General features: G+C 71.9%; 17 protein-coding genes. 13 read left to right on the forward strand and 4 right to left on the reverse strand.

Features of this window, described 5'->3' with window-relative positions; genetic code table 11:
* The first annotated feature begins 17 nt into the window (after positions 1-17).
* Both BDK92_RS23640 and metH read left to right on the forward strand, forming a co-directional pair.
* A complete protein-coding gene (locus tag BDK92_RS23640) occupies positions 18-647 on the forward strand; it encodes a TetR/AcrR family transcriptional regulator (protein WP_121158670.1) in 630 nt (209 codons plus the stop codon).
* A gap of 80 nt (positions 648-727) precedes the next feature.
* On the forward strand, positions 728-4,342 hold the full coding sequence (gene metH / locus BDK92_RS23645) for a methionine synthase (protein ID WP_281278638.1): 3,615 nt from the start codon (positions 728-730) through the stop codon (positions 4,340-4,342).
* Positions 4,343-4,361: 19 nt separating this feature from the next.
* Here the strand turns inward: metH and BDK92_RS23650 are convergent, their stop codons facing one another.
* Positions 4,362-4,946, reverse strand: coding sequence for a thymidine kinase (locus tag BDK92_RS23650; protein ID WP_121158672.1), 585 nt, complete (start codon positions 4,944-4,946; stop codon positions 4,362-4,364).
* 106 nt (positions 4,947-5,052) lie between these two features.
* Here BDK92_RS23650 and mdlC point away from each other — a divergent pair, with 106 nt between their 5' ends.
* From mdlC to BDK92_RS23700, 10 genes are all read left to right on the forward strand, one after another.
* Entirely contained in the window at positions 5,053-6,648 is a 1,596-nt protein-coding gene (gene mdlC, locus BDK92_RS23655) for a benzoylformate decarboxylase (RefSeq protein ID WP_121158673.1), read from the forward strand.
* A 188-nt stretch (positions 6,649-6,836) separates the two neighbouring features.
* A complete protein-coding gene (locus BDK92_RS23660) occupies positions 6,837-7,334 on the forward strand; it encodes a hemerythrin domain-containing protein (protein ID WP_121158674.1) in 498 nt (165 codons plus the stop codon).
* A 36-nt stretch (positions 7,335-7,370) separates the two neighbouring features.
* Positions 7,371-8,639: a sensor histidine kinase gene (locus tag BDK92_RS23665; protein WP_121158675.1), complete on the forward strand. Its 1,269-nt coding sequence runs from the start codon at positions 7,371-7,373 to the stop codon at positions 8,637-8,639.
* Entirely contained in the window at positions 8,636-9,289 is a 654-nt protein-coding gene (locus BDK92_RS23670; protein WP_121158676.1) for a response regulator transcription factor, read from the forward strand. Before BDK92_RS23665 ends, BDK92_RS23670 begins: the two co-directional genes overlap by 4 nt.
* 117 nt (positions 9,290-9,406) lie before the next feature.
* Entirely contained in the window at positions 9,407-10,552 is a 1,146-nt protein-coding gene (locus tag BDK92_RS23675) for a hypothetical protein (protein ID WP_211349348.1), read from the forward strand.
* 33 nt (positions 10,553-10,585) lie between these two features.
* A complete protein-coding gene (locus BDK92_RS23680; RefSeq protein ID WP_121162522.1) occupies positions 10,586-12,061 on the forward strand; it encodes a magnesium chelatase ATPase subunit I in 1,476 nt (491 codons plus the stop codon).
* Between the two features lie 3 nt (positions 12,062-12,064).
* Entirely contained in the window at positions 12,065-14,041 is a 1,977-nt protein-coding gene (locus BDK92_RS23685; protein ID WP_211349350.1) for a VWA domain-containing protein, read from the forward strand.
* Positions 14,042-14,132: 91 nt separating this feature from the next.
* A complete protein-coding gene (locus BDK92_RS23690) occupies positions 14,133-14,606 on the forward strand; it encodes a hypothetical protein (RefSeq protein WP_121158677.1) in 474 nt (157 codons plus the stop codon).
* Positions 14,607-14,740: 134 nt separating this feature from the next.
* Complete coding sequence (locus BDK92_RS23695; protein ID WP_170208665.1) at positions 14,741-16,327, forward strand: PQQ-dependent sugar dehydrogenase; 1,587 nt, start codon at positions 14,741-14,743, stop codon at positions 16,325-16,327.
* 106 nt (positions 16,328-16,433) lie between these two features.
* Positions 16,434-16,961 carry a hypothetical protein gene (locus BDK92_RS23700; RefSeq protein WP_121158678.1) on the forward strand — a complete coding sequence of 176 codons (528 nt, stop codon included), beginning with the start codon at positions 16,434-16,436 and terminating at the stop codon, positions 16,959-16,961.
* A gap of 7 nt (positions 16,962-16,968) precedes the next feature.
* On the opposite strand, the gene BDK92_RS23705 is transcribed toward BDK92_RS23700, so the two are convergent.
* Positions 16,969-17,970: a GlxA family transcriptional regulator gene (locus BDK92_RS23705; protein WP_121158679.1), complete on the reverse strand. Its 1,002-nt coding sequence runs from the start codon at positions 17,968-17,970 to the stop codon at positions 16,969-16,971.
* A 1-nt stretch (position 17,971) separates the two neighbouring features.
* On the opposite strand from BDK92_RS23705, the gene BDK92_RS23710 reads away from it, so the two are divergent.
* Positions 17,972-19,345, forward strand: coding sequence for an MFS transporter (locus BDK92_RS23710; RefSeq protein ID WP_211349352.1), 1,374 nt, complete (start codon positions 17,972-17,974; stop codon positions 19,343-19,345).
* Positions 19,346-19,361: 16 nt separating this feature from the next.
* On the opposite strand, the gene BDK92_RS23715 is transcribed toward BDK92_RS23710, so the two are convergent.
* Positions 19,362-20,138, reverse strand: coding sequence for an RICIN domain-containing protein (locus BDK92_RS23715; RefSeq protein WP_121158680.1), 777 nt, complete (start codon positions 20,136-20,138; stop codon positions 19,362-19,364).
* Between the two features lie 91 nt (positions 20,139-20,229).
* Positions 20,230-20,514 carry a DUF427 domain-containing protein gene (locus BDK92_RS23720; RefSeq protein ID WP_121158681.1) on the reverse strand — a complete coding sequence of 95 codons (285 nt, stop codon included), beginning with the start codon at positions 20,512-20,514 and terminating at the stop codon, positions 20,230-20,232.
* Positions 20,515-20,608: the final 94 nt, after the last annotated feature.

Raw genomic sequence — 20,608 nt, forward strand, 5'->3', positions numbered from 1 at the left:
CGGCGGAGGTAGCGCGGATGACGATCTCTGGGCCCCGGGTGGCCGGCGGGGGATCGTCTCGCCGGGTCGGTCGCCCACGTGACGGACGGGTCGACCGTGCGGTCGTCGCGGCGACGGTCGCCCTGCTGGTCGAGGGGGGTGGTGTCGACTCCCTGTCGATCGACGACATCGCGGCGCGGGCCGGGGTGGGCAAGGCGAGCATCTACCGGCGTTGGCCGAACAAGCACGCGCTGCTCAACTCCGTCGTCGCCGACCTGCCCGAGGTGGTGCCCGATCTGACCGGGGTGGGCGTACCGGACGGGCTCCGCCGGGTCTGCGTGTCGCTGCTGGTGTCGGCGCGTGACGAGGAGGTCGGCCGGCTCCTGCCGGCGTTGGCCGGGCTGGGCCGGGCAGATCCGGAGCTGCTGGAGCGTTACCTGTCGGTGGCGGCCGGTGGGCGTCGGCGGCTGCTCCGACAGCTGCTCGAACGGGGGGTGGGCACGGGTGAGATCCGTGACGATGTGGACCCGGTCGACGCCGCCGGCCTGATCGTCCGGTCGATACTCGGCTACGGTCTGCTGGCTACGGCGGGTGACCAGGATACGGTCGACGACTTCCTCGACCTCGTCCTGCGTGGGCTGCGACCCCGCTGTCCGGGGTCGCTCTAGTCTCTGGGGTGCGCGGGCGGGGCCGCGCGGTTGATGTTCCGGACGCGGTGGCATCCGCGGTTGGCGATGAAGGAGTACGGGTGGCGGATCACGGGCAGACCTTGCGTGAGTTGCTGGAGCAGCGGATTCTCGTTCTCGACGGTGCCTGGGGCACGATGCTCCAGGGCGCGGGGCTGACGGCGGCCGACTACCGTGGCGACCGGTTCCGTGATCATGGGCACGACCTGACCGGTGACCCGGACCTGCTGAACCTGACCCGGCCCGACCTCATCCTCGACGTGCACCGGCAGTATCTGGCGGCCGGCGCCGACATCACCACCACCAACACGTTCACCGCGACCAGCATCGGGCAGGCCGACTACGGCCTGGAGGCCGAGGTACGCGAGATGAACCTCGCCGCCGCCCGGCTCGCCCGTCAGGCCGCCGACGAGGCGGGGGGACGGTTCGTCGCCGGCTCGGTCGGCCCACTCAACGTCACCCTCTCGCTTTCCGCCCGGGTTGACGACCCGGCGCACCGGTCGGTGACGTACGACCAGGTCAAGGCGGCGTACGCGGAACAGATGCGGGCGCTGGCCGACGGCGGGGTGGACCTGCTCCTGATCGAGACCATCTTCGACACGCTCAACGCGAAGGCGGCGGTGAGCGCCGCCCGGGAGGTCGTACCCGACCTGCCGATCTGGCTCTCGGTCACGATCGTCGACCTGAGCGGCCGGACCCTGTCGGGGCAGACGGTGGAGGCGTTCTGGTCCTCCGTCGAGCACGCGCAGCCGTTGGTGGTCGGGGTGAACTGCTCGCTCGGGGCCGAGGAGATCCGCCCGCACGTCGCCGACCTGGCCCGGTTGGCGGAGAAGACGTACGTCTCCTGCCACCCGAACGCGGGGCTGCCGAACGCGTTCGGTGGTTACGACGAACTGCCGCACGACACGTCCCGGCAGTTGCGCGAGTTCGCCGAGGCGGGCCTGCTGAACATCGCCGGTGGCTGCTGCGGCACCACACCGGCGCACATCGAGCAGATCGCCGCCGCGGTCGCCGGGGTGGCGCCGCGTCGGGTGCCGGAACACCGGCCACGGACCCGGTTCAGCGGTCTGGAGCCGTTCGAGATCGGTCCCGACACCGGTTTCGTGATGATCGGTGAGCGCACCAACGTCACCGGTTCGGCGCGGTTCCGCCGGCTGATCGAGGCGAAGGACTACCAGGGCGCGGTGGACGTCGCGCTGGAGCAGGTCCGGGGCGGGGCGAACCTGCTCGACGTGAACATGGACGCCGACCTGCTCGACGGCGAGCAGGCGATGATCACGTTCCTCAACCTGATCGCGACGGAACCGGAGGTCGCCCGGATCCCGATCATGATCGACAGCTCGCGCTGGAGCGTGCTCCAGGCGGGGTTGAGCTGTGTGCAGGGCAAGGGTGTGGTCAACTCGATCAGCCTGAAGGAGGGCGAGGAGTCCTTCCTGGCGCAGGCCCGGCACGTACGCGCCGCCGGCGCGGGTGTGGTCGTGATGGCCTTCGACGAGCAGGGGCAGGCCGACACCACCGAGCGGAAGGTGGCGATCTGCGGTCGGGCGTACGACCTGCTCACCCGGGAGGCGGGCTTCGCCCCCGAGGACATCATCTTCGACCCGAACGTGCTCGCCGTCGCCACCGGGATCGAGGAGCACAACGGGTACGCGAAGGCGTTCATCGACGCGCTGCCGCTGATCCACGAACGCTGCCCCGGGGTGCGTACCAGCGGTGGCATCTCCAACCTGTCGTTCGCCTTCCGAGGCAACGACGTGGTCCGCGAGGCGATGCACTCGGCGTTCCTCTTCCACGCGATCCGGGCCGGCCTGGACATGGGCATCGTCAACGCGGGTCAGCTCGTCGTCTACGAGAACATCCCGGCCGACCTGCTCGAACTCGTCGAGGACGTGATCTTCGACCGGCGGCCGGACGCCACCGACCGGCTGGTGACGTTCGCCAGCACGGTCACCGGGGCGGCGACGAAGCGGGAGCGCGACCTCTCCTGGCGGGAGGCGCCGGTGCACCAGCGGCTCGGCCACGCGCTCGTACACGGCATCGTCGACTTCATCGAGGAGGACACCGAGGAGGCGCGGCTGCTGGCCGACCGGCCACTCGACGTCATCCAGGGGCCGCTGATGGACGGCATGAAGATCGTCGGTGACCTCTTTGGCGCCGGCAAGATGTTCCTGCCGCAGGTGGTGAAGAGCGCCCGGGCGATGAAGCGGTCGGTCGCGTACCTGGAGCCGTTCATGGAGGCGGAGAAGGAACAGGCGCTGCGGGAGGGGCGTACCGACGGTGGCCGGGTGCAGGGCAAGGTCGTCCTCGCCACGGTCAAGGGCGACGTGCACGACATCGGCAAGAACATCGTCGGCGTGGTGCTCGGCTGCAACAACTACGAGGTGATCGACCTCGGGGTGATGGTGCCGGCGGCGAAGATCCTCGACACCGCCGTCGCCGAGGGGGCGAACGCGATCGGGCTCTCCGGCCTGATCACCCCCTCCCTGGACGAGATGATCAACGTGGCCCGGGAGATGGAGCGGCGCGGGCTCAAGCTGCCGCTGCTGATCGGCGGCGCGACCACGTCGAAGCAGCACACGGCGGTCCGGATCGCCCCCGCGTACGCCCAGCCGACCGTGCACGTGCTCGACGCGTCCCGGGTGGTCGGCGTCGTCTCCGACCTGCTCGACCCGGTGCTGGCCGAGGAGTTCGACCGGCGTAACCGACTGGACCAGGAGCGGCTGCGGGAGCAGCACGCGGCGAAGGAACAGCGGACCCTGCTGCCGTTGGGTATGGCCCGGTCCCGGGCCGAGCGGCTCGCCTTCGACGACCTGCCGACGCCCGCCTTCACCGGCACCCGGGTCGTCACCCCCGACCTGACCGTGCTGCGCGGTTACATCGACTGGCAGTTCTACTTCTCGGCCTGGGAGCTGAAGGGCAAGTTCCCCGGCATCCTCGACCAGCCGGCCGCCCGGGAACTCTACGACGAGGCGAACGCGCTGCTCGACGAGATCATCGCGGGTGGGTTGTTCCAGGCGCGCGGGGTGTACGGGTTCTGGCCGGCGCGGCGCGACGGCGACGACGTGGTGGTCACCGACGGCCCCCGCTTCCCGATGCTGCGCCAGCAGGCCGCGTGGGGCGACAACCGGCCGAACCGGTGCCTCGCCGACTACGTCGCCACCGAGGGCGACCACCTCGGCGCCTTCGCCGTCTCGATCCACGGCGCCGAGGAGCTGGCCGCCCGTTACGAGGCTGAGCAGGACGACTACCGGGCCATCTCGGTGAAGGCCCTGGCCGACCGGCTCGCCGAGGCGTGCGCCGAGTACGTCCACCTCGAAGCGCGCCGCGCCTGGTACGAGCCGGACGCCGAACCGCTGCTGGCGGACCTGCACGCGGAGCGGTTCCGGGGCATCCGCCCGGCCTTCGGTTACCCGGCCAGCCCCGACCACTCGGAGAAGTCGAAGCTCTTCGACCTGCTCGACGCCGAGTCACTCGGCATGGCGCTCACCGAGTCGTACGCGATGACCCCGCCGGCCAGCGTCAGTGGCCTGCTCTTCTCCCACCCCGGATCGCGCTACTTCGCCGTTGGTCGGATCGGCCGTGACCAGGTCGAGGACTATGCCGCCCGGAAGGGTGTCGAGACGTCCGAGGTCGAACGCTGGCTGCGCCCCAACCTCGGTTACGAGCCGACGGAGTGATCCGGGTGACCGGGCCGGCTCAGGCGAACGCCTGGGTCGGCACGGTCACCGTGGCGGGCAGTACGGCACAGTCACGGCACCGGGCCTCGTACGTGTAGGTGCCGTCGTCGGGCAGGGCGGTGGAGGGCGGCAGCACCCGGACCATCGGCTCGCCGTGTTCGAGGACCTGGGTGTAGACGGCGGTGAAGTCGCGGCAGATGTCGCAGACCGCGCGCCGGTAGGTGACCGTGGCCGGGCCGAGTTCGAGCAGGGCGCGTACCGGCGCGAACATCTCGCCCCGGTGGTCGAGGTCGATGCCGGCCGCGACCACGCGGGTACCGCGCTGGAGCAGCACCCGTACCACCGCCATGTCCTCGACCGTGAACATGTGCACCTCGTCGATGCCGACCACGTCCACCTCCTCGTCGAGGGCGGCGGCGAGGCTGGTGGTCTTCACGGTGGCGAGGGCGGCGCCGCTGCGGGAGACGACACCGATGTCGCGTACGTGCCGGGCGCTCTGGTAGACCCGGTGCCGGACGTTCGTGTACTGCAACGGCGAGAGCAGGCTGACGAGTTCGAGCGACTTTCCGCTCTTCATCGGGCCCAGGATGACGGTCAGATCCACGGCGCACACCGTAGCGCGCGGGTCCGACCGTCGAATAAAGGGTCACATTTGGCCGGATAACCGGCGTGATCGTGGGTAGTCCCGCTCGGACGGGGGGAGTTTGTCCATGGCGACGGTCCGGGAGACGACGTACGACCTGCTCCGGCAACTCGGCCTGACCACCGTCTTCGGAAACCCCGGCTCGACCGAGGAGCCGTTCCTCGGCCACTTCCCGGCCGACTTCCACTACGTGCTCGCCCTCCAGGAGGCGTCCGCGGTGGCGATGGCCGACGGGTACGCCCAGGCGACCGGCGAGCCCGCCCACGTCAACCTGCACACCGCCCCCGGCACCGGTAACGCGATGGGCAACCTCATCACCGCCTGGTACAACAAGACCCCGCTCATCGTGACCGCCGGCCAACAGGCCCGGGAGATGCTGCTGATCGAGCCCCGGCTGACCAACGTACGTCCGGCGGAGCTGGCGCAGCCGTACGTCAAGTGGAGCTACGAGCCGGTCCGCGCCCAGGACATCCCGGCGGCGCTGATGCGCGCGTACAGCACGGCGGTGCAGCCGCCGGCCGGCCCGGTCTTCCTCTCGTTGCCGCTCGACGACTGGCACCAGCCGGCCGAACCGGTCCCGCAACTGCGGCGGGTCAGCCGCCGGTACGCCGCCGATCCGCAGCGGTTGGCGCAGTTCGCGGAGCTGCTCGCGGAGAGCGGAAACCCGGTGCTGGTCTTCGGCGGCGGGGTCGACCGCAGCGGTGGCTGGCCGGCGGCGGTGGCGCTGGCCGAGCGGACCCGGGCGCCGGTCTGGTCCGCGCCCGCGCCGGAACGGGCCGGCTTCCCGGAGAACCATCCGCAGTTCCAGGGCGTCCTGCCGTTCGCGATCGGCCCGCTCGGGGAACGCCTGCGCGGGCACGACACCGTGCTGGTGATCGGGGCGCCGGTCTTCCGTTACTACCCGCACGTTCCCGGCGACTATCTGCCGCCCGGTGCCCAGCTGCTGCACATCACCGACGATCCGTCCGAGGCCGCCCGCGCCCCGGTGGGGGAGAGCCTGCTCGGCGACCCCGGTCTGGCCTGTGCGGCGTTGGCCGCGCTGGTTCCGGTCGCGGGCCGCCCGTCGCCGCCACCCCGGCCGGCGCCACCGGAGCCGGAGGTGAGCGACCCGCCCGCCCCGGCGGCGCTCTTCGATCTGCTCGCCCGGCACTGGCCGGCGGACGGGATCCTGGTGGCCGAGTCCCCGTCGAATCTGACCGTCCTGCGCCGCTACCTGCCGATAACCCGGCCCGGCTCGTACTTCACCACGGCCAGTGGTGGCCTCGGCTTCGGGCTGCCCGCCGCCGTCGGTATCGCCCTCGCCCAGCGGGCCACCGGCCAGCGCCGGCCGGTGATCGCGGTGATCGGGGACGGTTCGTTCCAGTATTCGGTGCAGGCTCTCTGGACCGCCGCCCAGCAGCGGCTGCCGGTGGTCTTCGTGGTCCCGGTCAACCGCCAGTACGGCATCCTCAAGGCGTTCGCCGAGTTCAAGGAGACCGCCGGGGTGCCCGGACTGGACCTGCCCGACCTCGACATTCCCGCCGTCGCCGCCGGGTTCGGCGTCCACGCGCCCCGGTTGACGACCCTGGACGGTTTCGTCGAGGCGTTCCGGGCCGCGCTCGGTGCGGACGGGCCGACCGTGCTGGCGGTGCCGATCACCGCCGAGGTGCCGCCGATCCTCTGAGCCGAGCGGGCCGACCGGCAGACGGAGAGCTCGCAGTGGCCACCGGGCGGTTCCCGGTCCGCGCGTAACCCGGGCGACCGGGAACGCTCCGGGTTAGCGTGAGGCTTGCTTCCGGTCCGGGCCGGTGGCCGCACCCGAACCGGGGCCGGACCGGAACCGGCCGACGACCGCGCCGAAGGACAACCGTCATGGACGACATCACCGCACTCATCCTGGACGACCATCACGCCTTCCGGCGCGGCTTCGCCCGGCTCGACGACGCCCGGGACGAAGCCGAGATTCGGGCGGTCTGGGAGGCGTTGGCGCTGCACCTGGACATCCACGCCGAGGCCGAGGAGGCGATCCTGTACCCGTACCTGGTCCGGCACGGTGACGACGGTCCGGCGGAGACCGACGACGCCATCGGCGACCACAACCACATCCGGGACGCGATCGCCGAGGCGAAGCAGCACGTACTCGGCACCGACGAGTGGTGGGCGGCGGTCTGGCGGGCCCGTAAGGAGAACAGCGAGCACCTGGCCGAGGAGGAGGACGGGGCGTTGGCCGACTTCCGGCGGCATGCCGGGGTCGAGCTGCGGGCCGAACTCGGTTCCCGCTGGCTCACGTTCTACGGCCAGCACCCGAACGGCAAGGGCCTGATGTTCCGTGACAAGGATCCCCAGAAGTACATCCAGGCACATCGCTGACCCCATCGACGGCCGTCCAGGCCCGACAATGGCGGGGTGACGCTCCACCCGGCACTGGCCCCACTGGTACGGGGCACCACCTACCGCCGTGGCGTCTTCCTGCTGCTCGGCGGGGTGCTGCTGCTGCCGTACCTGCTGCTCGGGGTGCTGTTCGGCTCCATGATCAGTGAGTCGTCCGCGCCGCGCAGCGCCATCTGGATCGTGCTGGCGGCGGCGGTGGTGATCGCCGCCGTGCCGATCTTCCTCGGTGGCAGCCGGGCGCTGGAGATCGCCGCCGTGCGGGCTCTGCTCGACGTCGACCTGCCGGAGCCGGCCCGGTCCGGGATGCTGGACCGTGAGTCCCGGCTGCGGGCCGCGCTCTGGATCGGCCTGCACCTGGTCAGCGGTGGCCTGGTGATGTGGGGCCTGATCACCGCGTTGCCGATGTCGCTGGTCTTCATCGTCCAGTGGTTCGGTCTCGGCTCCGAGGCGATGACCGGGGCCCGGTTCGGCCCGCTGGACGAGCACGACACCGGTTGGTTCGTCGCCGCCGGCCTGGCGTTGCTGCTCGGGCTCGGGTACGCGGTCGCCGGCCTGGGTGCGCTGGCCGCCCAGATGGCGCCGGTGCTGCTCGGGCCCTCGCAGACCGAACGAGTCGCGGTGCTGGAGGCGCGGGCCGCCCAGCTCGCCGAACGTAACCGGCTGGCCCGCGAGCTGCACGACTCGGTCGGGCACGCGCTCACCGTGGCCACTGTCCAGGCGGGGGCGGCCCGGGAACTGCTCGACGCCGATCCGGAGTTCGCCCGCCGGGCGTTGTCGGCGATCGAGCAGACCGCGCGCGCCGCGATGGAGGACCTTGACCAGGTGCTCGGCCTGCTCCGCGAGCGGGACCACGACGCGGAGCGGGACCACGACGCCGAGCGGGACGGACGGCCCCGGCGGGACCTCGCCGACCTGGATCGGCTGGTCGCCGAGACCCGGGCGGCCGGTCTGCCGGTCGAGGTCGAGCTCTCCGGCGCGGTCGACCGGCTGCCGGCGGTGCTTTCCCGGGAGGGCTACCGGATCGTCCAGGAGGGGCTGACGAACGCGGTCCGGCACGGTGGCCGGCAGCGGGTGTCGGTGCGGATCGGCGTACCGGTCGGGTATCTCGAGATCGAGGTGGTCAACCCGGTGGGCGGGGCGGGGGACCGGCGTCGCCGTGGACGGGGCCTGGCCGGTATGCGGGAGCGGGTACTGCTGCTCGGCGGACGGATGAGCGCCGGCCCGGAGGGTGGCGACTGGCGGGTTTCGGTCCGCCTGCCGACCGGGAGGGTGGACACGGCATGACCGTCGACGTACTGATCGTGGACGACGAGGAGCTGATCCGGGTCGGCCTGCGGGCGATCATCGACGCGCAGCCGGACCTGCGGGTGGTCGGTGAGGCAACCGACGGTGCGGAGCTGCCCGCCCTGCTCGCCCGGCTGCGGCCCAGGGTGGTGCTGATGGACGTACGGATGCCCGCGATCGACGGCATCCAGGCCACCCGTCAACTCCTCGCCAGTTCCGCCGACCCGCCGAAGGTCCTGGTGATCACCACCTTCGAGAACGACGAGTACGTCTACGCCGCGCTCCGCGCCGGGGCGAGCGGCTTCCTGCTCAAACGGGCCCGCCCGGCGGAACTGCTGGACGCGATCCGGACCGTGGCCCGGGGCGACTCGCTGCTCTTCCCGGCGGCGATCCGGCGACTCGTCGCCAGCTACGGCGGGACCGGCGGGGATCGGCTCGACCGGGCCCGGCTGACCGGGCGGGAGGCCGAGGTGCTGCGCCTGATGGCCGCCGGGCTGTCCAATGTGGAAATAGCGGAGACGCTTGTGGTCGGGGTCGAGACGGTCAAGACCCACGTCGGCAACGTGCTCGGCAAGCTCGGTGCCCGGGACCGAACCCAGGCGGTGATCGCCGCGTACGAGTCCGGCTTCGTCACCCCGGCGACCGGCTGACCCGGTGCCGTCTCCCCCGCGCAGGGGAGGCGGTTCACCCCGACACGGGAGGTTTCCGGGCACGGCACTCGCGAAGGTGGTTGAGCGACATCACCACCTTCGACGAGAGGAACCATGATGACCGAGACGACCGCCCCAGCGGGGGTGAGGAGGGCCGGAAACCGGCCCGGCTGGTGGCCGGAGTACGCCGGCTACCTGACCGCCGTATGGGCCGCCCTCTACGGCCTGCTGGCGCTCGGCTGGACCATCACGGGGCGCGGCTACCCGTACGGGGCCGACCACCCGCGCAACGAGTCGAACCTGCTGCGGCTGCTGACCGACGCCACGGGGGCGCCGGTCTTCGCCACGGTCGGGTTCCTCACCGCCGCGCTCGCCCTCGCGATCACCGGCCCCCGGGCGGTACGCCCGCACGGCCTGCCCCGCGCGCTCCTGCTCGGCTACGGCTGGACCACGGCCGCGCTGCTGCTCCTGGTGGTCCCCGACATGCGGGTGCTGGCGATCGCCGGGTACACGCCGATGCTCATCCTCGGTGCCCCGTTCGGCTGGCCACCGGTCGAGTACGCGGAGATCTTCGACTGGACCACCATCAACAAGCTCTGGGCGGTCCTCGGCGGGCTGCTGCTCGCCCGTGCGCTGCTCGCCTGGCAGTCCCGTACGGCCGCCCGCCCCGGGATCGACGGAGCCGGTGCCGGTTGGACCACGCCGGCGTCGGCGGCCCGCTGGGGTCGGTGGGCGGTCTGGACCGCCGCGGTCATCCCGGTGCTCTACGCGGTCACCCGGTTCGCCTGGGTGTTCGACATCCAGATCGGCCTGACCGCCGAGGAACTGCGCGAACTGCGGGACGAAGGTGCGGTCTGGGCCGGTGCCGGCCTCGCCGCGTTCGCCGTGCTCGGCGCGGTGCTCACCGTCGGCCTGATCCGACCCTGGGGCGAGCGTTTCCCCCGCTGGATGATCGGGATCGCCGGTCGGCGGGTGCCGGTGATGCTGGCGGTGGTGCCGGCCACGCTGGTCGCGGCCCTGGTCACGTCTGCCGGCATCGGACTGTTCAGCGTGCCGGACTTCTGGACCATGATCGCCGATCTCAACCTGGCCGTTGCCCCGGCGTTGCTCTGGCCGCTCTGGGGGGCCGCGCTCGGCGCCGCCGCCCTGGCCTACTACCTCCGTCGACGGCAGCCGCCCGGCCACCTCGTGCCGGACCCGGACGGCCCCTATACCCGTCGGCCGGGTGACCACCGTCCCGTTGGAGATCAACCGCAGCACTGACGGTGGGCAGCGGAGCGAGCTAGCGTGTTCCAGGTGACGGAGATATCCCAGTTGCCGCCCAATCCGCCGGCCGACCTGCCGCGCACGCTCGGAGAGCTGCGCGCGGCAGGTCACCGCTACCGCACCGTGAAACAAGAACTGCGGAACAACCTCCTGACCCGGATGCGGGCCGGCGAGGAGCGGTTCCCCGGCATCGTCGGCTACCAGGACACCGTGCTGCCCGAGGTGGAGCGGGCCCTGCTCGCCGGACACGACCTGGTCCTGCTCGGCGAGCGTGGGCAGGGCAAGACCCGGCTGATTCGGGGACTCGCCCAACTCCTCGACGAGTGGACCCCGGTGCTGCCCGGCTCGGTCCTCAACGAGCACCCGCTGCACCCGCTGACCCCGGCCACCCGCCGGCTGGTCGCCGAGACCGGCGACGACCTGCCGATCGCCTGGCTGCACCGCTCGATGCGGTACGGCGAGAAGCTCGCCACCCCGGACACCAGCGTCGGCGACCTGATCGGCGACGTCGACCCGATCCGGATCGCCGAAGGACGCACCCTCGGCGACCCGGAGACGATCCACTTCGGGCTGGTACCCCGTACCAACCGGGGCATCTTCGCCGTCAACGAACTTCCCGACCTCGCCGAACGGATCCAGGTCGCACTCCTCAACGTGCTGGAGGAACGGGACATCCAGGTCCGTGGCTACCAGCTCCGGCTGCCCCTGGACCTGCTCCTGGTCGCCAGCGCCAACCCGGAGGACTACACCAACCGTGGCCGGATCATCACCCCGCTCAAGGACCGGTTCGGCGCCGAGGTCCGCACCCACTACCCGCTCGACCTGGAGCTGGAGCTGGACCTGATCCGGCAGGAGGCGGAACTTGTCGCCGCCGTACCGGAACACGTGCTGGAGGTGCTGGCCCGGTTCGCCCGCGCGGTCCGGGAGTCGCCGTCGGTCGACCCCCGTTCGGGAGTCTCGGCCCGGTTCGCCATCGCCGCCGCGGAGACCGTGGCCGCCGCCGCCCTGCGCCGGGGCAGTCTGCTCGGCGAGGACGCCGAAGGGACCGGTGCGCCGGTCGCCCGGGTCGGCGACGCCGTCTCCGTCACCAGCACCCTGCGCGGCAAGGTCGAGTTCGAGAGCGGCGAGGAGGGGCGCGAGGTCGAGATCCTCGGCCACCTGCTGCGCACCGCCACCGCCGAGACGTTCCGGGACCGGCTCGCCGGACTCGACCTCTCCGGTTTCATCAACCTGGTCGCCGAGGGCACCGTGATCGAGACGGGTGAGCTGGTCGGCACCGCTGACCTGCTGCGCCAGGTCGGCACCGTACCGGGGCTGGCCAAGGCGCTGGACCGGCTCGGGCTCGGCGACGCCCCCACCCCGGGTGAGGCCGCCGCCGGCATCGAATTCGTGCTCGAGGGGCTGCACCTGACCCGTCGACTGGCCAAGGACGTGACCGAGGACGGCCGAACCCGCTACGGCGGGCGCAACCCGGAGGGCGGCCGGTCGGCCGGTGGGCGGGGCTAACCGATGACCCGCGCTGACCTGCCCGGCGGAAACCGGTTCCGGTACGGCTCCTGGCGGGGCGGTCCGGACCCGCTCGCCCCGCCGTACGACGTGCGTGCCGCGGTCGACTCCGTCGGTGCCGAGGTGCTGGCCGGGGGAAGCCTCCGGGACGCGCTGCGTGCCCTGCTGCGCGGTGGACCGGATGGTCGCGCCGGCCTCGACGACCTGCTCGCCCGGGCGCGGCGGATGCGTCGGGAGGCGATGCGTCGCGGCAACCTCGACGGCGCGGTCACCCGCGCGCAGGCCCTGCTCGACCAGGCGCTCGCGGCCGAGCGTGACGAACTGCGGGGTCGGGACGACGACGCTGCCCGGTTCGCCGAGGCGGTGCTCGACAACCTGCCCGGTTCCACCGCCCGTGCGGTCGAGGAACTGGACGGCTACGAGTGGGCCAGCGACGAGGCCCGGCAGGCGTACCAGCAGATTCTCGACGGGCTCCGTCGGGACGTACTCGAACAGCGGTTCGCCGGGATGCGCGACGCGCTCCGCTCGTCGGCCGCCGACCCGGCTGCCCGGCAGCAGCTGGGCGAGATGATGCACGACCTGAACGACCTGCTCGCCCGACACGGTCGGGGTGAGGACACCACCGACGCGTTCGCCGAGTTCATGCGCCGGCACGGTGAGTTCTTCCCGGAGCAGCCCGGGTCGACCGACGAGCTGGTGGACGTACTCGCCCGGCGGGCCGCCGCCGGGGAACGGCTGATGCGTTCGCTCTCCGACAGTCAGCGGGCCGAACTGGCCCAGCTGATGGAGTCGGCGCTCGGCCCGGACCTGGCCCGGGAGATGTCCGCGCTCGACAGCAACCTGCGCGGGCTCCGCCCGGACCTGGCCTGGGACCGGCGGGAGCGGGTGCGCGGGGAGCAGCCGCTCGACTACGGGCAGGCGACCGGGGCGCTCGCCGAGCTGGCCGAGCTGGACGACCTGCTGGACCAGCTCGGGCAGGAACATCCGGGGGCGACCCTGGACGAGGTGGACGTGGAGGCGGTCCGGCGCAACCTGGGCCGGGACGCCGCCGACGACGTACGCCGCCTGCGTGACCTGGAGCGGGAGCTGCGCCGGCAGGGCTGGGTGACGCGGGACGCCGAGGGCCTGACACTGAGCCCGAAGGCACTGCGCCGCCTCGGTGGCACCGCCCTGCGTCGGGTCTTCGCCGACCTCGGTTCCGGCAAACGTGGGGAACACGACCTGCGCGCGGCTGGTGCGGCCGGCGAGGTCACCGGGGCCTCCCGGCCCTGGGAGTACGGCGACGAGCAGCCGCTCGACGTGGTGCGCACGGTCGCCCGCGCGGTACGTCGTGGCGGCGGCGGGGTGCCGGTCGCGCTGGCGGTCGAGGACTTCGAGGTGGTGGAGACGGAGCGGCGCGCTTCGGCGGCGGTGGCGCTCTGTGTCGACCTCTCCTACTCGATGATCTCGGAGGGGCGGTGGGGTCCGATGAAGCAGACCGCGCTGGCCCTCTCGCACCTGGTGGCGACCCGGTTCCCGCAGGACGCGTTGCAGATCATCGGCTTCGGTCGGGAGGCGGCGACGCTCTCCCGGGAGGAGTTGGCGGCGGTCGAGCCGGACATGGTGCAGGGGACCAACCTCCAGCACGCGTTGCGGCTGGCCGGGCGGCACCTGCGCCGGCATGCGGGCAGCGAGCCGGTGGTGCTGGTGGTGACCGACGGTGAGCCGACCGCGCACCTGGACCCGGACGACGGCGAGGCGGTGTTCAACTGGCCGCCGCTGCGGGAGACGATCGAGGCCACCGTGGTCGAGGTCGACGCCCTGACCCGGTATGGCGCCACGATGAATCTCTTCATGCTCGGCGAGGATCCCGGTCTGCGCCGGTTCGTCGACGCGGTGGCGAAGCGTTCCGGTGGGCGGGTCTTCACCCCGTCGACCGAGGACCTGGGCCAGTACGTGGTCGCCGACTACCTGCGGGTCCGTCGGGGTCGTCGGCGCTGACGTACGTCCCCGGGCCGGTGGCGAGGTGGGCCGGCCCGGGGCACTTCCCAACCTGCCCCGGTGCCCCGTCCAGCGGTCGTAAGCTCGGGGAATGGAGACGGCCGAGCTGCGTCGGGCGTACGAGGAGCTGTTGCGTGAGGTCACGCTGGGCGGGTTCGGCCCGCCGGACGGTGACGGGCTGAACGCGGAGCAGGTGCTCGCGCACCTGGTGGCGAACGACGAGTTGCTCACCGACGCCACCGAGGCGGTGCTTGTCGGCTCGCCGTACGCCTACTACGAGCTGGACACCATCCACCGCCCGCAGCTTGACGACCTGGTCGCCCGGTACGGCGGTCTGGACGGTCTGACCGACCGGTTGCGTGTCACCAGTGACCAGCTCTGCGGGCTGACCGAGCAGGTCGGTGACCGGGTGGACGCGCTGGTCCAGACCCGGTTGCGGGAGGCGCCCCGGCTCGACATCGACGAGGCCCTGCCCTGGGGGCGGGTGCTCGACATCCACGGCCGGGTGCACCTGCCCGCCCACGCCGACGACCTCTGCCTGCTGCGCGAGCCGGCCGGCGACTGAGGCGGTAGCGGACCCCGTCGCTTCGACGCCCGCGGCGGTGTCCCGACACCTGATGGGAGCGTTCCCACGTTCCGGGAAGTCCATTCTGGAGCAGCGCAGCGGCGTTACGTTCCTGTCAACTGATGGGAGTAAATATGCTGCGACGTCAATCGCTTGGCCGGATCTGCGCGGCCGGGACCATCGCCGTACTCATGCCCCTCACCCTCACCGGGGCACCCGCCGCCGCCCGCGACGACTCCCGGACCGGGACGTCACCGGCGGCCGCACCGGCCAGGATCCAGGCGGCGGCGGTGCCGCTCGACCAGCTCACCGTCAGCACCACCCAGGTCGCCTCCGGGCTCCAACGGCCGACCGCGATCTTCGCACCGGACGACGGCAGCGGCCGGTTGCTGATCACCGAGAAGCCGGGGACCGTCCGGGTCTACCACCCGAGCACCGGCCTCGACCCGGCGCCGCTGCTCGACATCACCGACCGGGTGTCGGTCTCGGGCAACGAACGTGGCCTGCTCGGCATCGTCACCTCACCCGGCTTCGCCACCAGCCGGGCGCTCTACGTCGCCTACACCAGCCTGCCCGACGGCGCACTCACCCTCTCCCGGTTCACCCTCGACACCCCCGGTCAGCACCCGGTGCCGGCCGCCCGGGAACAGATCCTGCTCACCCAGCCCCACATCGAGTTCGGCAACCACAACGGCGGGCAACTCGCCTTCGGCCCGGACGGTTACCTCTACTGGAGCCTCGGTGACGGCGGCGGCGCGGACGACGTACTCAACAGCGGACAGAACCTGAACACCCTGCTCGGCAAGATCCTGCGGCTGGACGTCGGCCGGGCCTGCGCGCCGCTGGCGTACTGCGTGCCGGCCGGTAACCCGTTCGTCGGGGTGGCCAACGCCCGACCGGAGATCTGGGCGTACGGGCTGCGCAACCCGTGGCGCTTCTCGTTCGACCCGGCCGACGGCTCGCTCTGGATCGCCGACGTCGGCCAGGGTGCGCTCGAGGAGGTCAACCACCTGCCCGCCGGGCGGGCCGGGGCGAACCTCGGCTGGTCCTGCCGGGAGGGCACGCAAGTCTTCAACCAGGCCCGCTGCCCGGCCGGGGCGACGTTCGTCGAGCCGGTCTTCACCTACCGCACCTCGGTCGACGGCTGCGCCATCATCGGCGGGCACGTCTACCGGGGCCGGCAGTACGCCGACATCGCCGCCGGCACCTACCTCGCCACCGACTACTGCTCCGGTACGGGCTTCGCGATCCGGCCGGGCAGCGGTGGGGCGTACGCCACCCGGGCGCTCGGTGAGCTCACCATCCAGCCGACCACGCTCGGGCTCGACGCGGCCGGTGAGATCTACCTCGCCAACGACCTCCCCGGCCAACTGCACCGGGTCTCGTTCGCCGCGCTGCCTCCGCCGCTCGCCTGCGCGGTCACCTACCGGGTCGACTCCCAGTGGGGGACCGGCTTCACCGCCACCCTGACCCTGACCAACACCGGCACCCAGCCGGTCAACGGCTGGACGGTGAGCTGGGCCTTCGCCGGCAACCAGCGGACCGGCACGTTCTGGAACGCGAGCGGCAGCCAGCAGGGCAGCACCGTCACCGCCCGTAACGCGAACTGGAACGGCACCGTCGCCCCGGGCGCCTCGGTGACCTTCGGCTTCCTGGCCAGCGGCAGTGGCCCCAACCCGCCACCGACCGCCTTCACCCTCAACGGCTCGCCCTGCGCCTGACCGACACCTTCCAAGATCGTCAGATGCTCAGCCGCCCTGTCTTCGGCGTGTCGGTCGGCTGAGCATCTGACGATCATGAGGAGAGCGGTCGGGATAGCCTGCGCGGATGTTGACGGACGAAGATCGCGAATCGCTCGTACGGGTGACCGCTGTCCTGCTCCGGGTGGCCAATCTCCGGGCCAGTTTCCCGTCGGCCCGGGTCAGTGACGACCGTCATGGTGGTAACCACGGTTTGGGGATCATCTGCTGGGACGCGGCCCCGGGTCGAGTGTGGGTGTGGCAGGTGGTGCGCGAGGAGAACGTCGACCGGTCGGCCATCCTCGACGAGATCCACGCCCGGATGGCGAACGTCCGCCTCGATCCGCGTGCTGCCGGTCGCACCGTCGAGTTCGGACCGCGCGGCCTGATGACACCCGCGATCGAGCAGGGGGCGTTCCTGTTCAGCCCTGACACGAAGGTGACCGTCCGATCGGACCAGGACGGGGTGGAGCTGTACCGGGCCGACGAGTTCGATGATCTGCTCCCTGAGGCCCTGATCGACAAATCCGCTGCGGCGGTGCGCGCCGCGACTCTGGCGGCGATCCACGCGGAACGTCATCTCGACTCGTTGATCCGTTCATCAGCGGCCGGGTAGGTGCCTGTCAGTCGACCGAAGCCGCGTGACGGAAGGTGCGGCGGTAGGCGGTCGGCGAGACGCCGATGTGCTGGTGCAGTTGCTGGCGCAGGGCTGCGGCCGTACCGAAGCCGGACTGCTGGGCCACCTGGTCCACCGGCAGGTCGGTGGTCTCCAGGAGTTGTCGGGCGTGGTCGGTGCGCTGCTGGAGCAGCCAACGGGCCGGGCTGAGGCCGGTCTCGGCACGGAACCGCCGGGTGAAGGTCCGTACGCTCATGCTGGCGTGACCGGCGAGCTGGCGCAGGGTCAGCGGCTCGTGCAGGCGTTGCTGGGCCCACTGTCGGGTGGTGGCGGTGCTCGCGTCGGAGACCCGGGGGACCGGGCGCTCGATGTACTGTGCCTGGCCGCCGTCACGCCACGGCGGCACCACGCACCGGCGGGCGGAGCGGTTCGCCACCGCGCTGCCGTGGTCGGTCCGGATGACGTGCAGGCAGAGGTCGATCCCGGCGGCTACCCCGGCCGAGGTGAGCAGGTTGCCGTCGTCGACGAAGAGGACCTCGGGGGCGAGCCGTACGTCCGGATGCCGGCGCCGGAACTGCTCCGCGTACGCCCAGTGGGTGGTTGCCGGCCGCCCGTCGAGCAGCCCGGCGGCGGCGAGCACGAAGGCTCCGGTGCAGATCGACATGATCCGGGCGCCGCGTTCGTACGCCGTGTTCAGTGCCTGGTGCACTTCCGGAGCGAGCACCCCTTCGTCCAGCGCCGGGCCGGCGTGGACTCCGGGCACGATGATGGTGTCCGCCTGCTCCAGCAGCTCCAGCCCGTGGTCGGGCAGCACCTGGAAGCCGGCGGTGCTGCGTACCGGCAGACCGCCGGGGGTGCAGGCGTCGACCCGGTAGCACCGGCGCCCCTCGGCGTCCCGGGCGGTTCCGAAGATCTGCGACGGGGTGCCGAGGTCGAGGCCGACGACATGGTCGAGGGCGAGTACGGCGATCCGGTGCTGACGCGACGACATGGCCGGATTCTTGCGCATGATGGCTCTCCGGCCACTCGTCCGGTCGGTGGAGGTGCCCGAGACTTCGGACGTGAAGTCACCGCGTCTCTTCCATCCTGCCTGGGCGGTCGCCGCCGTCGCCTTCGTCGCCCTGGTCGGCGCCGCGGGCTTCCGCGCCACCCCGTCGGTCATGCTCCACCCGTTGCACGAGGAGTTCGGCTGGCCGTTGGCGACGATCTCCACCGCGGTCTCGGTCAACCTGATCCTGTACGGGCTCACCGCTCCCTTCGCCGCCGCGTTGATGGAGCGCTTCGGCATCCGCCGGGTGGTCGTCGCCGCCCTGCTGCTGGTCTCCGCCGGCAGTGGGCTGACCGTCTTCATGACCGCGAGATGGGAGCTCATCGCCACCTGGGGCGTACTGGTGGGGCTCGGCACCGGCTCGATGGCGCTCGCGTTCGTGGCGACCGTGACCGGCCGTTGGTTCGTCAAGCGTCGAGGGCTGGTGACCGGTGTGCTCACCGCCGGGGGTGCGGCCGGGCAGCTGGTCTTCCTGCCGGTGCTCGCCAACCTGGTGCAGGCGTACGACTGGCGGGTGGCCGCGCTGGTCGTGGCCGGGGCGGCGCTGCTCGTCGTACCGCTGGTGGTGATCTTCCTGCGGGAGCATCCCGCGGACCTCGGGTTGCCGATGTACGGCGGGACGGAGGTGGTCCGGCCCGAGCCGGCGACCGGTGGACCGAACGCGGCGGCGCGGGCGCTCTCCGGTCTGCGGATGGCGTCGCGTACCCGGGCGTTCTGGCTGCTCGCCGGGGGTTTCGCGATCTGCGGTGCGACCACGAACGGGCTGGTCGGCACGCATTTCATCCCGGCCGCGCACGATCACGGGGTGGCCGAGACGACGGCGGCGGGACTGCTCGCCCTGGTCGGTCTCTTCGACATCGTCGGCACGATCGCGTCCGGCTGGCTGACCGACCGGGTGGACAGCAGGTTGCTGCTCGGCGCCTACTACGCGCTGCGCGGGCTGTCGCTGCTGGTGCTGCCGAGCCTCTTCGCCGACGCCACCGGCCCGACGATGCTGGTGTTCATCATCTTCTACGGGTTGGACTGGGTGGCCACGGTACCCCCGACCGTGGTCCTCTGCCGGCAGTACTTCGGTGACCGGGGTGCGGTGGTCTTCGGTTGGGTGTTCGCCTCGCACCAGGTCGGAGCGGCGATCGCGGCCGCCGGTGCCGGCCTGATCCGCGACCGGCTCGGCGAGTACAACCTCGCCTGGTACGTGGCCGGCGGCCTGGCGATCGGCGCGGCGGCGCTCTCGCTGATGCTGAAGCGGCGGGAGCCCGAGCCGGTGCCGGTCGAGCCGGAGCCGGTGGTCAGTGCGGCCCCTCGTGCGTGGCGGTTGCGCCCCAGCGACAGCTAGCCGCGGCGGGGCCGGGTCAGCCGGGTTGGTCCGTCCACCGCTGGTTGCTGCCGCCCTGGCAGCCCCACTGCTGGAGGCCGGTCTCGGGGACATCGAGCGTCTGGGTCGGTACGTCCAGGCACCGGCCGCTGTTGAGGTTGACCAGCGAGATCTGCCCGCCGTCGGCGGCGGCGAGCCGCCAGCGTTGTTCCACGCTGCCGTCGCAGACCGCCGGGCCGACCCGGGCGCCGTCGTCGCGGCTGGCGCCGGTCACCTCCAGGCACCCACCGGTGGCGACGTTCACCAGGGTGACCTGGTCGCCGACGACGGGCGTGGGTCGCCACCGCTGGTTCGGTTCGTCGGTGCAGACCACCTGCCGTACCTCGGCCCCGCTCGGGTCGTTTCCGGCGGTCATCGCGAGGCAGAACGACGATGCGACGGAGTGGAACATGCGGGCCGGGACCTCCACCGGCGTGGGGCTCGGTGGCGGCGCCGGATCGGTGCTGCCGGCGGCGCCACCGCCCGGGCTGGCCGTCGTGGCGTCAACCGAGGCGACCGGGGCGGGCAGTTGCGCGGCCCGGTCGACGTCGGTCCCGCCGTCGCCACGCAGGGCGCCGGTGGCGAAGAGCAGGCCGGTGAGGAGCCCGGCGGCGCCGATCGCGTACGCGCCCGTCATCAGCCGGTCGCGGCCGGGTCGGGGTGGTGGCGGGCCGCCGCCGTACACGGCGCCGCCGGACGAGCCGGGCGCGGCGCCGCCGGACGAACCGTAGACGGTCCCGCCCGGCGCCCGGTGTTGCTCGTCCGAGGTTGCCATCTAGCGATAGTGACCCAGTCGACGGCTCCGCGACCATCCGGCCCGCCCGTCCGACCAGCTATTTCTGGTACGGGTGGCGCCCCGGACCGGATCAGTCGACGACCTGGACGTCCTTCCAGAAGGCGACCCGGTCGCGGATCTGCTCGGCGGCGGGGAGTGGTTCGGGGTAGTACCAGACGGCGTCCTGACTTTCCTTGCCGTCGTACGACAGGGAGTAGTAGGAGGCCTGTCCCTTCCAGGGGCAGATGGTGTGAGTGTCGGATTCGCGCAGCAGATCGTCCCGCAACGCGGCGCGTGGGAAGTAGTGGTTGCCCTCGACGACGACTGTGTCCGTACTTTCGGCGATGACCTGGTCGTTCCAGATGGCTTTCGGCACGTTTTCCAGCCTAGATGGGCCTGACGGGGGCCGCCACGGCTAGCTCGATCTTGACGGAACGGCAAGTCTGTGACCTCTATCGGATCACGCATAG

Origin of the sequence: Micromonospora pisi, from assembly GCF_003633685.1 — a bacterium.
Classification (GTDB): domain Bacteria; phylum Actinomycetota; class Actinomycetes; order Mycobacteriales; family Micromonosporaceae; genus Micromonospora_G; species Micromonospora_G pisi.

Coding starts and splice junctions, on each gene's coding strand:
- BDK92_RS23640 (WP_121158670.1), top strand. CDS start 18: ATGACGATCTCTGGGCCCCGGGTGGCCGGCGGGGGATCGTCTCGCCGG.
- mdlC (WP_121158673.1), top strand. CDS start 5,053: ATGGCGACGGTCCGGGAGACGACGTACGACCTGCTCCGGCAACTCGGC.
- BDK92_RS23660 (WP_121158674.1), top strand. CDS start 6,837: ATGGACGACATCACCGCACTCATCCTGGACGACCATCACGCCTTCCGG.
- BDK92_RS23670 (WP_121158676.1), top strand. CDS start 8,636: ATGACCGTCGACGTACTGATCGTGGACGACGAGGAGCTGATCCGGGTC.
- BDK92_RS23675 (WP_211349348.1), top strand. CDS start 9,407: ATGACCGAGACGACCGCCCCAGCGGGGGTGAGGAGGGCCGGAAACCGG.
- BDK92_RS23685 (WP_211349350.1), top strand. CDS start 12,065: ATGACCCGCGCTGACCTGCCCGGCGGAAACCGGTTCCGGTACGGCTCC.
- BDK92_RS23690 (WP_121158677.1), top strand. CDS start 14,133: ATGGAGACGGCCGAGCTGCGTCGGGCGTACGAGGAGCTGTTGCGTGAG.
- BDK92_RS23695 (WP_170208665.1), top strand. CDS start 14,741: ATGCTGCGACGTCAATCGCTTGGCCGGATCTGCGCGGCCGGGACCATC.
- BDK92_RS23700 (WP_121158678.1), top strand. CDS start 16,434: ATGTTGACGGACGAAGATCGCGAATCGCTCGTACGGGTGACCGCTGTC.
- BDK92_RS23705 (WP_121158679.1), bottom strand. CDS start 17,970: ATGCGCAAGAATCCGGCCATGTCGTCGCGTCAGCACCGGATCGCCGTA.
- BDK92_RS23710 (WP_211349352.1), top strand. CDS start 17,972: ATGGCTCTCCGGCCACTCGTCCGGTCGGTGGAGGTGCCCGAGACTTCG.
- BDK92_RS23715 (WP_121158680.1), bottom strand. CDS start 20,138: ATGGCAACCTCGGACGAGCAACACCGGGCGCCGGGCGGGACCGTCTAC.